At 64.2% G+C, this 14,179-nt stretch carries 15 protein-coding genes; 7 read left to right on the top strand and 8 right to left on the bottom strand.

Annotation, left to right across the window (positions count from 1 at the left end; all coding sequences use genetic code 11):
* Nucleotides 1-12 precede the first annotated feature (12 nt).
* The 8 genes from EKO19_RS33265 to EKO19_RS33230 form a co-directional block, all read right to left on the bottom strand.
* Nucleotides 13-480 (bottom strand): type III secretion system chaperone, encoded by a 468-nt coding sequence (locus EKO19_RS33265; RefSeq protein ID WP_129781742.1) that lies wholly within the window; start codon nucleotides 478-480, stop codon nucleotides 13-15.
* A gap of 15 nt (nucleotides 481-495) precedes the next feature.
* Entirely contained in the window at nucleotides 496-894 is a 399-nt protein-coding gene (locus EKO19_RS33260; protein WP_129781741.1) for a tetratricopeptide repeat protein, read from the bottom strand.
* Between the two features lie 11 nt (nucleotides 895-905).
* Complete coding sequence (locus tag EKO19_RS33255; RefSeq protein ID WP_129781740.1) at nucleotides 906-1,937, bottom strand: hypothetical protein; 1,032 nt, start codon at nucleotides 1,935-1,937, stop codon at nucleotides 906-908.
* A gap of 19 nt (nucleotides 1,938-1,956) precedes the next feature.
* A complete protein-coding gene (locus tag EKO19_RS33250; protein ID WP_129781739.1) occupies nucleotides 1,957-3,075 on the bottom strand; it encodes a YopB/SseC family type III secretion system translocon subunit in 1,119 nt (372 codons plus the stop codon).
* Between the two features lie 9 nt (nucleotides 3,076-3,084).
* Nucleotides 3,085-3,555, bottom strand: coding sequence for a SycD/LcrH family type III secretion system chaperone (locus tag EKO19_RS33245; protein ID WP_129781738.1), 471 nt, complete (start codon nucleotides 3,553-3,555; stop codon nucleotides 3,085-3,087).
* A 12-nt stretch (nucleotides 3,556-3,567) separates the two neighbouring features.
* Nucleotides 3,568-4,914: a hypothetical protein gene (locus tag EKO19_RS33240; protein ID WP_129781737.1), complete on the bottom strand. Its 1,347-nt coding sequence runs from the start codon at nucleotides 4,912-4,914 to the stop codon at nucleotides 3,568-3,570.
* 35 nt (nucleotides 4,915-4,949) lie between these two features.
* Nucleotides 4,950-5,225: a hypothetical protein gene (locus tag EKO19_RS33235; RefSeq protein WP_129781736.1), complete on the bottom strand. Its 276-nt coding sequence runs from the start codon at nucleotides 5,223-5,225 to the stop codon at nucleotides 4,950-4,952.
* 78 nt (nucleotides 5,226-5,303) lie between these two features.
* Nucleotides 5,304-5,927, bottom strand: a complete 624-nt coding sequence (locus EKO19_RS33230) for a sigma-70 family RNA polymerase sigma factor (protein WP_157995556.1) — start codon at nucleotides 5,925-5,927, stop codon at nucleotides 5,304-5,306.
* A 351-nt stretch (nucleotides 5,928-6,278) separates the two neighbouring features.
* Here EKO19_RS33230 and EKO19_RS33225 point away from each other — a divergent pair, with 351 nt between their 5' ends.
* The 7 genes from EKO19_RS33225 to EKO19_RS33195 all read left to right on the top strand — a co-directional run bounded on the left by EKO19_RS33225 (nucleotide 6,279) and on the right by EKO19_RS33195 (nucleotide 14,101).
* Nucleotides 6,279-7,202, top strand: a complete 924-nt coding sequence (locus tag EKO19_RS33225; RefSeq protein ID WP_129781734.1) for a LysR family transcriptional regulator — start codon at nucleotides 6,279-6,281, stop codon at nucleotides 7,200-7,202.
* Between the two features lie 120 nt (nucleotides 7,203-7,322).
* Complete coding sequence (gene sctD / locus EKO19_RS33220; protein WP_129781733.1) at nucleotides 7,323-8,669, top strand: type III secretion system inner membrane ring subunit SctD; 1,347 nt, start codon at nucleotides 7,323-7,325, stop codon at nucleotides 8,667-8,669.
* Between the two features lie 185 nt (nucleotides 8,670-8,854).
* On the top strand, nucleotides 8,855-9,142 hold the full coding sequence (locus tag EKO19_RS33215; RefSeq protein ID WP_129781732.1) for an EscF/YscF/HrpA family type III secretion system needle major subunit: 288 nt from the start codon (nucleotides 8,855-8,857) through the stop codon (nucleotides 9,140-9,142).
* Between the two features lie 18 nt (nucleotides 9,143-9,160).
* Entirely contained in the window at nucleotides 9,161-9,601 is a 441-nt protein-coding gene (locus tag EKO19_RS33210; RefSeq protein WP_129781731.1) for an ATP-binding protein, read from the top strand.
* Complete coding sequence (locus tag EKO19_RS33205) at nucleotides 9,598-10,275, top strand: cache domain-containing protein (RefSeq protein ID WP_129781730.1); 678 nt, start codon at nucleotides 9,598-9,600, stop codon at nucleotides 10,273-10,275. The genes EKO19_RS33210 and EKO19_RS33205 overlap by 4 nt, the downstream gene beginning before the upstream one ends.
* Nucleotides 10,272-12,062: a hypothetical protein gene (locus tag EKO19_RS33200; RefSeq protein WP_129781729.1), complete on the top strand. Its 1,791-nt coding sequence runs from the start codon at nucleotides 10,272-10,274 to the stop codon at nucleotides 12,060-12,062. Before EKO19_RS33205 ends, EKO19_RS33200 begins: the two co-directional genes overlap by 4 nt.
* Nucleotides 12,062-14,101: a PP2C family protein-serine/threonine phosphatase gene (locus EKO19_RS33195; RefSeq protein ID WP_129781728.1), complete on the top strand. Its 2,040-nt coding sequence runs from the start codon at nucleotides 12,062-12,064 to the stop codon at nucleotides 14,099-14,101. The genes EKO19_RS33200 and EKO19_RS33195 overlap by 1 nt, the downstream gene beginning before the upstream one ends.
* Nucleotides 14,102-14,179: the final 78 nt, after the last annotated feature.

Genomic DNA, 14,179 nt, shown 5'->3' with positions numbered 1-14,179 from the left:
CGTACGCCATCGTCAGGCCCGAACGAGGTGTTGCATGAAGGAGGTGAGCTCTCCTCGATCATCGGGCGAGGGGCCGGCATCTGTTTGCCCAAGCCGCCGGCGCAGTTCTTCGACGCTGGTGACGAAGCGCTGCAACGCCGCCTCGAGGTGTTCTGACTGCAGACCCGCGACCGGCAGCGACTGCTGCAAGAAGATTGTGCCCGCTGCCACATCCCTGGCCACGGTTGCGCCATGCGTCGCGGCCCAGAACAGGTTGGCATCCAGCAGCCAACCGTACGTCTGCGCGCTCGCCGGCGGGCGACCGATCGTCGCCAGCAACAGCAAGGCACCGTTTGTTTCATCCAGCAGCAGGCTCACCGGCACATCGTCGAAGGCGAGCAGGGCCGTGCCACGTTCGTCCAGCGAACATTGCTCCAGCCCGGTCTGCGCGCCGAAGTGCTCTACGGCCGCATTCGCCTCATGCCATTGCGTCGAGTCCACGGTTTTTGTATCGCGTCAGTCCGCGATGAACTCCAGCAACGCGTGCGCACGCGTGGTGATCTCGTCTGCGGCACCCGGCAAGCGGATGGCCTGCTCGAGATGCGCTTTGGCCTCGTCCTGTTGACCGAGCAACAAGAGCGTGTTGCCGAGCATGCAACTCACTTCCGGATCTTCAGGCGCGGTCTGGCGCAGATACGAATAAGCCACGAAGGCTTCGGAGAATGCCCTGGACATGAACAATCCCGCGGCCAGTCCTTTCAGATAGCGAAGATCCGTGGGCGCATGCAGCGAGATGAACCAGAAATATCGAACTGCCTGGTCGTAACGGCCCTGCAGGTAGGCGCCGTGAGCCATGCGATGCAGTTCGTCCAGTTCGGCCTGGGAAAAGCGGGCGGTCGCGATCGAGGTATTCATGATGGTGTCCTTCAGGCTCGCATGATCGCTTTCATGGTTTCATCGTGCGACTGTTCCATGGCCTTTCTCTTGTCGACGAAGTCCTGCGCGGTGGAGAGATACTGTTGTTTCATCGCCTGCGCGTTGTCGTGCAGGGCATCCTCCTCCGTGGCGCCTTTTTCGGCGGCGGCCTTGGCTGCATCGGCGCGGCTCGCGGCGGACTCCTCCGTACCCTGCCCGACGTTCAGGCCGCCCTGACCCGCCGTTCCGAGTGAGCTGGTCCCCTGGCTCCAGGCGTTATATCCGCCGGAGGCTTGAGAGTAGATCTGGGCGCTCGCTTGCGCGTCCAGCGTAGGAGCGGGAGCGCCTTCCGGGGCGCCGGCGGCCAGTTGCGTGTTGGCGTTGGTGATGGCGTTGTTTCCAGCGACGAAGCCCGCCCCACTCAACCCGGCCCCCACCATGCCGGCCGCGCCCTGGGCAATGGTGCCGACGCCGCCCATGATGGCGCCGAACTCGCGGTCCTTGCCGGCGCTGCGCATATCGGCTTCCTCGCTGCCCAGAAACTCGATCTTCTCCTTGGCGGCCTGCTGGGTTTGCTGGGCTTCCTCCTTGAAGCCATCTGCGCCTTCCCTGACCAGCAGTTGCAGCACGTCATCGATGCTGAACGCTTTGGCTGGCGGCTTGCTATCGCCGCCGTCCGGCGTGCCGTCGTGCAACGGATCGTTGGTGCCCGGCGGTGCAGCCTGCGGCGGAACGAAGGTGATGTCGTTGCCCTGCGGACCGCCGTTCTCCTGATGGCCGATGGCGATGCCACTGAGGGTAGCTACCAGGGTCTGTTGGGTCGCTAGGTCGGCTCTGCCGCTGGGCGGCGGCGCAATCGGCACGGGAAGGGGTTGGGCCGGCACCGGCAGATCGCTGTTGTTCGGGGGCGGAAGGCCGGAGTAGGGAGGCGCTGCAACGCCGGAGCTGCCGTCGACCGGAGCCGGCGCCTGCACCTGGTCGGGAACGACGGCGGACTGCATTCTGCTGAGCAAATGGATTTCGGGGGGGAGCTGAACGGTCATGAGCGTGATCCTTTGGTTCTCAAACCATGGCGGCGTTGCCGCCGGCGATTTCGATATTCGTCTGGCTGATATCCGAGATGTCCTTGGCGGCGGACTGCATTCCCTGGCTCAGGTCGGCCGCGATCAGCTGGAGCCGATCCAGCGTGTTGCGGATCGCCTCCTGGATGGCGGCGGCGACCGCATCCATGTGCGTCTTGTCGGCCTGCGCTTTCGCAGCGTCGGCGCTCAGCACACCGACGGAGATCGCCAGACCGCCCGCGGTCACGTTGGTCGCGCCGGCGACGAACTGGGTCGCGACGCCGGCAATCTTGGTCGCCTTGAAAGCGGTGGTGCCGAGCTTCGAGGCCAGCAGGCCGCCTGCCTGGGCGGTGCCCTTGACCATCTGCACGACGCCTTTGATGCTGACGGCGATGGTTGCGAGAGCAATCGCGGCCTGCACGCCGAAGGCCGTCCATTTACCGATGGTTGCCGCCTCCTGGTCGCTGGCACCGCATTTCTTCGCGAGCTCCGTGAAGCCTTTCTGCAGCAGTGAGCCGAGATCGAGCGCGGGACCACCGGCCGCCTGGCTAATGGAGTCCGCGATCGTGAGCGCTGTGTCCACGACCGTGTAGGCGATCATGGCGACTGCCAGCGGCGCTGCGGCTCCCGCCGTGCACACGGTGAGCGCGACGGCGGCGATGCTCCCCAGGATCTTGCCGATGGTCGCCAGCGGGCCGAGAATTTTCTGGCGATGCTTGGCCTGCGCGAGTTTCTTGGCCGCCTTGGCGATCGCGTCGTTCGATTTCTTGAAGGCCTCCTGCTTTTGCGTGTCGCTCACCTGCAGCCCGTTCTGCTCGACGTTGGACTGCGCATCGTCGATGCGCGAGATGAGCATCGAAACCTGCATCGCCATTTCGGAGGGATCCATCTGCCGCTGTGGCGGCGCCAACGCGGGTCCACCGGCAGGAGCGATGCCGCCGCCCGGAGGCTTGCCGCCACCCTCATCGGGAGGCGGCAACGTCGATGGGTCCGGCGACGGAGGGACGCCGAGCGTTACGTGGCTCGGAGGCGTGTGAATGTTCGGCTGCTGCCACGGCCCGCCGAGATCGGAAGGAGGGCCGGGCGCACGAAATCCCGTGTCGTGAGTTGCATCGACCATCGCGACCTCCTAGTGGCCGATGAGCGCCGCCAGCGCGGCTCCGCGTTTACCGACCTCCGCGGACGCCGCATCACCCTGCGTCATGTCCGCGACGGCCTCGAGCACGCCGCGTGCGTCTTCTTTCTTGCCGAGTGCGATCAGACATTCGGCAATGTGAAGACACACCGACGGATCGCTCGCGTCGAGCAGATACGCGAGTCCGTAGGCGTTCAACGCTGCCTGGTGTTGCTTCAGCATCTGCAGGCACGCGCCTCTGCCGACGTGGAAGCGTTGCTCGAGGTGGCTGTGATAGGTGAGGAAGCTGAATATCTTCAGTGCCTCGCTCCAGCGGGCCTGGTTGTACAGGCTGTAGCCGAGTGCATACATCGGCTCCAGCTCCTCCGGCTTCAGGCCGTACAGGTCCGCGACGGTGCCGCCGGCGAACATGAAGTCCGCCACTTCCTGGAGGAGGTCGTTGATGTCTCGCGTATCCTGGGTCATGGCCGCACTTCATCAGCTCAGGATCTTCGACATCAGCTGCGCCCACTTCTCGAGGTCGCTGGCCTGGAAGGTCGAGCACTGCTGACTCGCGTCGATCGCCTTGTTCATGCTGATCGTCGTGTTCTGGTTCAGCGTCGTGAGGCTGCTCGACTGGCTCTGGACGTTGTTTTGGAGCGTGTCGAAATCGGCCTGCGAGACACTGTAGCTGCCATCCGAGTTCTGTTTCAGATCGGTCGGCAGGGTGACGTTGAGACTCTTCAGCTGATTGATCGTGTTCGCATCCACATTGGCCGTCTTGGTGGTATCGGTGCCGGTCGGACGCAGGCTGCGAACCTGCTGTGCGAGGCCGTTCAGCTGGTCGATCTTGTCGCAGTTGTCCGTGAGTTGATCCATGAAGCCGTTCGAACAGCCGTCGCACGCGTTGCCCAGCAGCGCCATCACGATCAGCGCGCGGGTCATGATGTCTTCGGTGTCGAGCTTCTTCTGGCCCGCGTCCGACGCGCCATTGGTGCCGGTCGTGCCACTGGGACCTTTCGTTCCGCCAGTGCCACTTGTGCCGCCCGACCCATTCGTGCCGTCGGTGCCATGACTGCCGTGATGCTTGCGATGCGCGTGATGGCCGCCGTGGGCGCCTTGCGCACCACCAGTGCCGGAGGCAGCACCGCTACCGCTGTCGGTGTCGGTGCCGTCCGTCTGATTGCCGCTGCGCGTGGTGTTGCCGGTGCCCGACGCAGAGCCGCTGCCGGTCGTGCCGCTGCTGCCCGATGCAGTGCCGCCGCCAGAGGCGGAGCCGTCTCCGGACGCCGATGCGTCGCCGCCGTGAGTGCCATGCCCGTGGTGATGGTGAGTCTGCGGATACTCGAAGAAAATAATGATCGTCGGCATCGGCGGCACCGGTGGCGAGCTCGTACCGGACGTCGGATCGGGTGGCGAGGTCGTACCGGACGTCGGATCAGGTGGCGTCGCCGGATCGGACGGCGGCGTGTTCTGGGCCGCCTGATTCGCGTTGTTCACCGAGTCCTGGCTGATCAGTGCCGTGGCCAGCGCGCTCAGCGCATCCGTTTCCTTCTGTTTCAGGTCCGCTGCCGGGTCCTGGCCGTTCCAGACCTGCTGACGAATCGTTCCATAGATGTCGTAGTGTGCGACGTCGTTGCTGAGTTCGTCGTACTTGTCCTGCGCATCCTGGTACTCCTGGGAACCGGGGGTCATGTACTGCCACTTGTCATAGATGGCGTCCATCTGGTCGCACCGGTCTTTGACGTAGTTGTACGGACCGTCGACCTGGGCGATCTGATCGTCGTACTGCTTCTTGAGATCGATGTACTGCTGGTTGCTGGTGACGTCGATGGGCGTCGTCATGTGAATCTCCTGGAACTAAAAATACAGCGTGCGGCTCAGACCATGGCGCGCGGTTTGCGCGGCATCTTGGCAGCGGGCCGCTTGTTTCCCGTGATCTCGCTCATCCGATCGGAAACGAGCGTGCCGACCCACATGCGGGCGCGGGGCGAGAGCCGCTGGACGATGTGCTGGAGCTTGTCCGGCGTCAGGCCGGTCTTGGCCTGGACCTCGCGCGACTTCTCCAGTGTCTTGCGGCCTCGCTCGATGGCCGCCCGCGTCTCGCGCAGGCCGGCGTCGATCTGTTCCTGAGTCAACATTTTCGATGCGGTCATCTGTAGCTTCCTTCGGTCAGCTCTGTGCCGGTGTAGTAACGCCCACAGAAAAAAAGTTCTCGGCTGCAGTTTCTCGGCTCAGGCGGTGAGCGCGTCGTGCAGTTCGGGGAGCCGCGCCTTGATCGCTTCGCGCGCACGAAACAAACGACTGCGGATGGTGCCGATGGGAATGCTCAGCATCTGCGCCGCCTCTTCGTACGAGCGGCCTTCGATCGCGACCAGCAGGAACGTCTGACGCAGCTCGTCCGAGAGGGAGTCGACTTCCGAATAGAGGCGAGTGAACAACTCCGCACGCTGGATGAGCGTGTCGGGTCCATCCGAGTCCGTGGCCATCGAAGCCAGCACGTCGTCGGACTCGTATTTTCGAACGCGATGCGGCGCGCGGTTCAGATAGTTCCGCACCAGGTTCATCGCGATGCCATACAACCAGGTCGAGAGCGCCGACTGTCCGCGGAAGGTCTGCAGCGCGCCGTACGCATCCACGAATGTTTGCTGTGCGATGTCCTCGGCATCCGCTGGATTGCCGATGTGCCGGATCACGAAGCGATAGATCGGCGTGCGATAGAGTTTCACCAATTCGCTGAATTGCTGCTCCGTGCTGCGGGCGGATGACGCGACGGGCTTGATGTCGCCGTCGGCGGTGAGCGCAGCGGTACGCGTGTTGCCGACAACAGGGCGGTCGTGCTGAATCAGGTGTTCCACAAATCTCTCCCTAGCAATTGATTACGAAGTTGCTGTGGGGAGGCACTCTAGGCAGGCGCAGCTGCGCGCGGATTTCAATGTTTCGAAGCAGCGTTGCCGAAACGGCAAGCGTGCTGGGTGGGAACGGCGAATGAGTAACCAGAGAAATAGAAAGGTTCGCGCGCGCGCTGGCGCGCCATGCAACGCTACGGACGGGTGGGGCGCGTCACTCGGACGGGTGGGTGACCGGCCGTGCTACCCGGCGGCTCCCGCCCGCCCACCCGTTCGGCGTATGGGGCCGCCTCGCTGCCCCGCGGATCATTCCCTCCACGGCGCGATCGCCGATCGACTTTGGCTTTCCGGAGAAGTGGGATGGTTCACAGCACCGCATTGAGATACTTCGACGAAGTGGCTCGCACCGGCTCGCTCGCCGCCGCTTCGGAGAAGCTGCACGTGGCGGTCTCGGCGATCAGCCGGCAGATCGCGATGCTGGAACGTGAGATCGGCGCCGACCTGTTCGAAAGAACCGCCCGCGGCATGGTGCTCACGCGGCCGGGCGAAGTGCTGGCCGAACATGCGCGCCGCGTGTTTCTGGAGGCCAGTGCCGTACTCGCCGAGATCTCCTCATCGCATGCGCAGGCGCGCGGCAACGTGCGCATCGGTTGCGACGAAGGATTCGCTTCGTTGCTGCCGAAGATCATGGCGGCTTTTCATCGCGAACAGCCCATCGCCCGCTTCGTGGTGCGCTCGGGCTCGCCGGAGAACATCGAGTCCTGGGTCGAGAAGGGAGAGATCGATCTCGGCCTGTCCTGCTCGACCGGGCATTCGGGCAACGTGAATGTTGCCTTCAGTGCCGACTCGCCGGTGGAAGTGCTGTGCCGCTACGGGCATCCGCTGGCGCGCAAGCCCTCGATCACGCTCGATGAGTTGCTCGCTCATCCATTGGCCGTGCCGGAGCACGACGCCGCGCTGCGCCGGCTCTTGGACGATCATTGCGCAGCCGCCGGCAAACGCTTCGAGCCGCTGCTGGTCACCGATTGCCCCGCGGTCATTCATCAATTCACGTCGCTCACCAGCGGCGTCGCGGTCGGCAATCGCCTGGTGATGCAGGAGCTCTGTGCCCGCGGCGGGTTTGTCGTCAAACGCATCGAAGCGCCGCAGCTCGCTGCACGTTCCATGCAGGTGATCACGATGCACGGGCGGCGCTTGCCGACGATGGTCCATCGCTTCCTGGAAACATTGAGGCGTGAGATGTCCGCTTTGGACTCGTCCGTCGCGGCGTCGCGCGCCGCCTGAGCCGCGCTACGCCGGCACTTTTGCTTCGCTCCGAACCAATTCCGTCTCGACCGTTACCCATCCGTCATGCCACGGGACATGCCGTGATGGCGATTACGTCGAGTCGAGGTTGGTTCAACGATGGAGCTTCGAGTCCTTTCCGGCCCGCAAGCCGGTTGTCGTTTGCCGCTCGGCGCGGGCACATATCGCGCCGGCGCCGACGAAACCTGCGACGTCGTGCTCGAAGGATTGCCCGAGCAACAGCTCGCCTTCGTGCTCTACATCGGGCAACGATCGATCGGGCTCGAATCGCTCTCGGACGCTGTGCGGCTCGGCGGGCGCTGCGTGACCGGGCTCGTCGCACTCATGCAAGGACAGGTGTTCGAGCTCGATCAGTGGCTGTTCGCGGTGGACGATCCACAAGCACCGTGGCCCGCGGATCCGGAGGCATTGCGAAAACATGTCGAGCCCGACACTGCAGCCGTTGAATCGGAGTCTCCGGGCGGCGATGAGCAAACATCGCTGGCCGCCGAGGGTGGCGCCGACGACATGCCTGTCACCGAGCAAATTCTTTCCGACGACCGGCGCGAAGCCCAAACCGTTGCGCCGTCGACTGGCGCTGACGCCGCGGTGTCGGCGACTGCGTCGCGACGAAAGGTGCCGTTCTGGGTGATCGGCCTGGCGGGCACCGCTGCATTTCTGCTTTGTGGCGTGATGGTGCTGGTGATGTCCCTGGCGCCGTCGCGGTCCGCCGCGGATGTCGAGGATTCGCATCGGCCCGTTGATGAGCTGACCAGGCTTGCCGCGTCGGCGCCTGGCGAGGTGCAGTTCGAGCACGTCGGCACTGCGCGTTTGAAGTTGACCGGCACGGTCGCGACGCGGGCAGAGAAAGTGAAGCTGACGAGAGACGCGCGAGCGATCGAGCCTGCCGTGCTGCTGCAGTTGAGCGCGGACGAAGATCTCGATGCGCTCGCCAGCGATGCACTGTCGCTGTTCCCTCAGTCCGGTGTCGCACTCGAAAAGGTGCACGCGGGCCGGCTGGTTCTGACGGGACGCGTGAGTGAAGCGAAGCTGCGCGACCAGATCGTCGCGGCGTTGTGGGATGGAGTGCCGGGGCTCAAAGCCATCGACTCCCAAGTCCTCGCCGGCGACGAAGTGCTCGGTTTCCTGAGCGCCGCGCTGAACGAGGCGGGCCTGGCCGGACGCATTGCCGGCGAGCTGGATCGCAACGACAGCGGCCGCCTCATCGTGCGCGGCGTGCTGCCGGATGGCGATCGTCCGAGCTGGCTCGGCGTGCATCAGAAACTCGAGCAGCGTTTTGGCGCTGCGCTCGCGATCGTCGAGGAGATCCGCGCACCGGGCGTGTTGCCGCCATCGGTAGCGCCGGTCGCGCAGGACATCGTCGCGGTCGTCAAAGGTCCGATGCCTTACGTGCTGCTGCGGGATGGTACGAAGCGAGCGATGTCCGCCGGCGCGGGTGAAAGGTGATGGCTCGATGGATTCGTTGAAGACGAAGTCCGCTCCCACGATCGCGCAAGCGTTACGGGAACGGATCGAATGCTTCGCGCAGGCGATGTCCGCCGGCGGAGCGCGTGATGTGTATGTGAGCTGGCAGGCGAGCCGGACAGCGCTCGCCGCCGCGCTCGAAATCGTTGCAGCAGTGGAGAAGCAAGATGATCAATTTCAATCCCGCGGTGAGTGGCGCCGGTGTGGGCGCGGGGCCGGGTGGTGGGCTCGACCTGGACACGATCAACAGCTCGCTGGGCCAGATAACGGCGAGCACCGAGAACAACCTCAACAACCTGCTGACCACGATCGGCGCCAAGGACAGTCCGTCGGTGACCGACTCGCTGGCCCTGCAGCAGGCGCTCGGCAACTGGACGATCACGATCCAGACCAGCAGCACGGTCACCAAGGATTTCTTTGATTCGTTGAAGGAAGTCCTGCAGAAAGCCGGCTGACGCGAGCTGATATTCACCATGGACCTGAGTTTCGAGCGGCGACTGGTCACCGATCTGCGCGACATCGTCGCGTTGGCCGACGACGTTGCCCGCTGGGGTGAGGCGGCCGGTCTTGCCGAAGCGACGGTGTTCCAGGTCAACCTGGTGCTCGACGAACTGATCACCAACGTGATCATGCACGGCCTGGGCGTGGGGCAACCTGGTTGCATCGTGGTGCGCATGGAACGCGCGGGCGACGTTCTCGACATCGTCCTCATCGACGATGCACGTCCGTTCGATCCGTTTTCCATCGCGCCGCCGGACCTGACCGCCGATATCGAGCGCCGTCCGGTCGGCGGTCTGGGCGTTCATCTGGTCCGCACGCTGATGGATGCATGGCACTACGCCCGCATGGACGGCCGCAACTTCGTATCGCTGCGAAAGCATCTCTTCGCCCGCCAATCGAGTGACTGTCCATGACGAGCCGCGTGGTGATCGCGCTCACGCTGTTCATCAGCATGCTGCTGATGGGCGTTCTGGGCAGCACCGTGAACGCGGTGAGTCTGCAGCGCATGGAGACGCAGCGTCTGCAGAGCGTGACAGCGCGGCTGCGCACGGCGCTGGAAACGGATTTGCACGTCGGCATCGCGCTTGCCGATAACGAGCGTGCCCAGGTGATGCTCGAGAATGCCGTCGCCGACACTTCGATGCTGGCGTCCGTCGAGATCGATTCCGAGGATGGCCGCGTGCTCTTTTCCTCCGATCGCGTGCTGCGAAACGAGCTCATTCCGCCCTCGTGGCGGCAAGCGATGCATGCGACTCCAGCAGGGTGGCAGGTCGTCAGCGGCGGCGAGCTTAGTCTCGCGGCCGCCTTACGCGATGCCACCGGTGAGATCGCCGGATATCTGGTGCTGACACATCAGACCGAGCACGACGAAGATGAAGTGATGTTGCCGGCGCCGGTAGTGTGGGCTGCGACCCTCGTGGGACTGCTGACTTTGCTGGTTGGATGGCTGACGGAGCGGCGTGCCCGGGCGCTCGATCCTGCGGCGGATGGTGTCGTGTCGGACGTCATGCACGTCATCGAAGAGGCGCGCGGCGACATCGCGCGCGTGAACGATGAAGCGCATCGCATTGCCGGACTCGGGTCATGAGACATCACGCGTCAGTCAGCGTGCTGGTACTGCTCGCCTTCGGGACATTGATCACATTGCTCGTGGTGGCCGGCTCGCTGCGGGAGCGCGCTCTTCAAGAACACAGGGCGACTGCGCAGATCGCGTTGCAGTCCGTGGCTGCAAGTGTCGCGCGGGCCAGTCATCTCGGGGTTCCGCTCGACCGAATGGTCGGCCTCGAGGATCTGATCCGTTCCCGAGTCACAGCCGCCAGCGGTCTGGCATCGTTGCGGCTGCTGGACCACGGTGACACGGTCGTGTGGCGCGATGGAAAACACACGAACGGCCAGGCTGGCACGCTCGAGGCGCCGATAGCAAATGTCGGCAAGCTGCAGGCGGACTTCGTGCCGCCGAGCGATCTGCCGGTCTTCCTGCGTCTGGCGGTCGTCGTGATCGGGGTTGCGATCGGGCTCGCCATTCCTCTGCTGGAGCTGGCGCGTCTACTGGACGTGGGCAGGGACGGCTTCAACGCCGCACATCTGCTGCGTCAAAGCGAGGCGGTGCGGCGGCGGGATTTTCGCGTCACCTGGAAGCTGTCGGCGGCGAACGCCGGCGACGGCCGCCTGTCGCTGCTGCGAGACCAGGTATTTCTGCTGAACGAGCGCTACCAACGCGTCGCGCGCTTGATCGACTCGCTGCGGCGGACCGAGCCCGATGCTGACAAGCGCACCGAAATGGGCACGCTCGTGGCGGAATTGTGCGCGCGGTTCCGTTTTGCCGATGGCGGAAGACCATGCGACCGCCGCGCGTGGCCCGATGCCGACACAGCTCGATGCTTCGCCGCGTTGGCCGTCCTACTGGCGAATCTGCCGACGGTTTTTTCGCTGACCGACCTGACTCAATGGGGCGTGGGGCTCGTGATCGGTGCGCGCGGTCTGGCGGTCCGATGGCCGACGCGACTGGTGGCGGGATTCGGCGTGGCGGCGCTGGCGAATGTTTGCAATGCCTTGACGGCGACTCATTCATTCGATGCGGCCGGCTTCGAATGGGTACAGATTGCCGGCAACCTGTTGGCAGGGGCTGCCAGCACGCTCGCTGCGCGTGCGGCGATGGAAGCGGGCCGTGCATATATACGCCCCGTGGTCGCGTCGGCGCTGCTCGCCGGCACGGTCGCCGGTCCGATTGTCGTGTTCGCCGCCGTCGCGGCATTGAATACATTTGCTGATCCCGTGTGGCTGTACTTCATCGCTGCGGGGCTTGCCGTCGTCGCTGCGGGCTGGTTGATCTATCGCGTCGCCGATGAAGAAATTCCAGTTTCGAGACCGCGGCGAGAGCGCGTCGCGCTTGCGCCTTTGTTGAGCGGTGCGGTGTGGAGTGGGGCAACCGCGGCATTCGCCATGAGCGTGACCAGTCCCGAGGAAGCGCTCTGGATCATGATCGTGCAGCTGCCCGGCCTGCTCATTCTTGCCAGCGCCCGGGAGCGGCCACGCACCGCGCTTGCCATCGCTCTCGCCGTCATTGCCTCGGTCTGGTTGATCCAGCCGTTGCTGCCGCAGGCGCTGGCTGCGTGGGCGAGCCCGACCTGGCTCACCTGGCTCGGCGCGGCGTGCACGGCGGGTGCTCTGGGCGCTGTTCCGGATTGTTGGAGAGCGCCGCCATCGCGAGCGGTGACAGGTTTCTCCCTGGGGGTCGCTGCTGCGTTGCTGGCGATCTGGACGGTCGGCAAGCTCTCCGCGGATGCATCGCATCCCGTGGCGCTTGCCATCATTGTCGCCGGGCTCGCAGCGCTGTTCGCGGCGCGCCGCAACCCCTGGGGCAGGATGCGCTGATGTCACTGCGAACCCGCTTGATGATGGTCTTCGCGTTTGCGTCGACGTTGCTGGTGCTGACGCTGATCGGCATCGTCGCGACCTGGCGCACTACCGAGAACGATCGATTCGACCGGCTCGTGCTCGACACGCAGCAGATCGCCTGGCGAAAATTTCAGGCCGTGGTATTCGAGCGACTGGACGGTGCCGCCAGCGTGCTCGCCGCCAATCCGGATCTGGCGCGCGCGCTCTCGGCCAAGGATGTTGCTGCCATTCGCAAGGCATCGAGCGTGTTGAGCAAGGATGCGCGCGTCGATGTATTCGATCGCGAGGGCGCACTTCTTTACACCTCGTCGCTGGCATTCTCACAGGAGCTGCAACTCGACGTGGGTGGGGTGCAGCGCGTGCTCGGTGGCGATGAACACCTCTCGGGTGTTGCCGACACCACCAGCGATGAATTTTCGTTCGTGGCTGCATCGCCCATTCGTATGAAGGACCAGGTGATCGGCGGCGTCGTGGTCGGCCAGCCGGTGAAATCCGTGCTCGATGAGTTGTCTGACGGGCTGGCGCGTCCGGTAGTGCTCGCCGATCTGCGTGGCCATGCAGTAGTCGGCAACGGCACGGCGTTGTTCAATCGCCTGCAACCGGAGATCGCCCTGCGGCGTGCGGAGATACGCAATCAAGGGTATCCCGACGGATACTATCGATTCGCGGCGACCCCTGTGGCCGGGCCCGACGGGCAACTGGTGGCGAGCCTGATCACGATGCAGGAAACATCCATGGAGCGGGCCGGCGAGTTGCGATGGATGCTCGGCATCGTCGGCGTGGCGGTCGTGACCATCGCGGCCATTCTCAGTGCGTTGTTCATTCATCTGCGCCGTGCGTTCGAACCGCTCTCCGGCGCGGTCAATGTGTTGACGGCACTGTCTCGCGGCGACACTTCGGTACGGCTCGATGCTCAGCATCGGGACGAGACCGGGCAGATCGCCGATGGCATCGCGCGTCTGCGCGAAGCATTGTTGAATCTCGAAGTACTGACGGAAGAGCGGCAGCGGGAACGTTGGCGACAGGAATCCATCATCCGCGAGGAGCTCGGTGACCTGGCGGCGACGCTGGATGAGGAGGCGAGGCAGGAGATCGCAGCCGACCTGGTGAGCGTGCTGGCCGAGGAGGGTGCCGCGACGGACGACAGCAATCAGCTGTCGACGGTGGCTTTCGTGCTGGGACGCCTCTCCGAACGCATCCTGGACCAGCAGGGACGGCTGCACGAGCTCATCGAGGAACTGCGGGAGGCCTTGAAAACCAAGCAGGCGTTCGTCGCTCTCCAGCAGGAACTGGAGATCGCACGGCGCATGCAGCTGTCGGTGTTGCCGCGACAGTTCCCGCAGCGTTCGGATGTATCTCTCGCCAGCTTCATTCTGCCCGCCAAGGAGGTAGGCGGCGATTTCTACGATTATTTCCCTCTGGATGGAGGACGGATCGGCGTCGTGGTTGCCGATGTCTCGGGTAAGGGCGTCCCCGCGGCCTTTTTCATGGCCATCTGTCGCACGCTGCTGAAAATGAGCGCGCGTTTCGTCGACTCGCCCGCGGAGACGCTGGCACGGGTGAATTCCTCATTGGTGTCGGAGAACGAAGAGATGATGTTCGTCACGCTCTTCTACGGCATTCTCGATCCCGCGACCGGACACTTCATCTACGCCACGGGCGGCCACAACCCTCCAGTGCTACGCGCGGGAAACGAATTGCGCATGCTGGACTGCCGAGGCGGCATGGCGCTGGGCATCGCCGAGCAGGCCACGATCCTGGAAGGCGAGCTCGACCTCGCGCCGGGCAATGTTTTGTTTCTTTACACGGACGGGATCACAGAAGCGCAGAATGTGGACGGTGCGCTCTTCGGCGACGCCGCGTTGCTCGACACCTTGGCGAGCATCGACCCGGACGCACCGGCGGATGCATATCCAGCTGAAGTAGTGAAGGCCGTCCAGCAATACATGACCGGCGCGCCGCAAGCGGACGACATCACGTGTGTGACGCTGCGGTACGCAGGTTCTATTAAGTGATTGTTTTTATAAGATAAAAAACAAATTCGCGCACTAGAGTTAAGTTCGTTATCTGCTATAGTGCAGCTAATGTACTTA

Origin of the sequence: Peristeroidobacter soli (assembly GCF_004138485.1) — a bacterium.
GTDB classification, from domain to species: Bacteria; Pseudomonadota; Gammaproteobacteria; order Steroidobacterales; family Steroidobacteraceae; genus Steroidobacter; species Steroidobacter soli.
The sequence above is the reverse complement of the archived record's forward strand: the minus strand, read 5'-3'. Positions and strand labels throughout refer to the sequence as shown.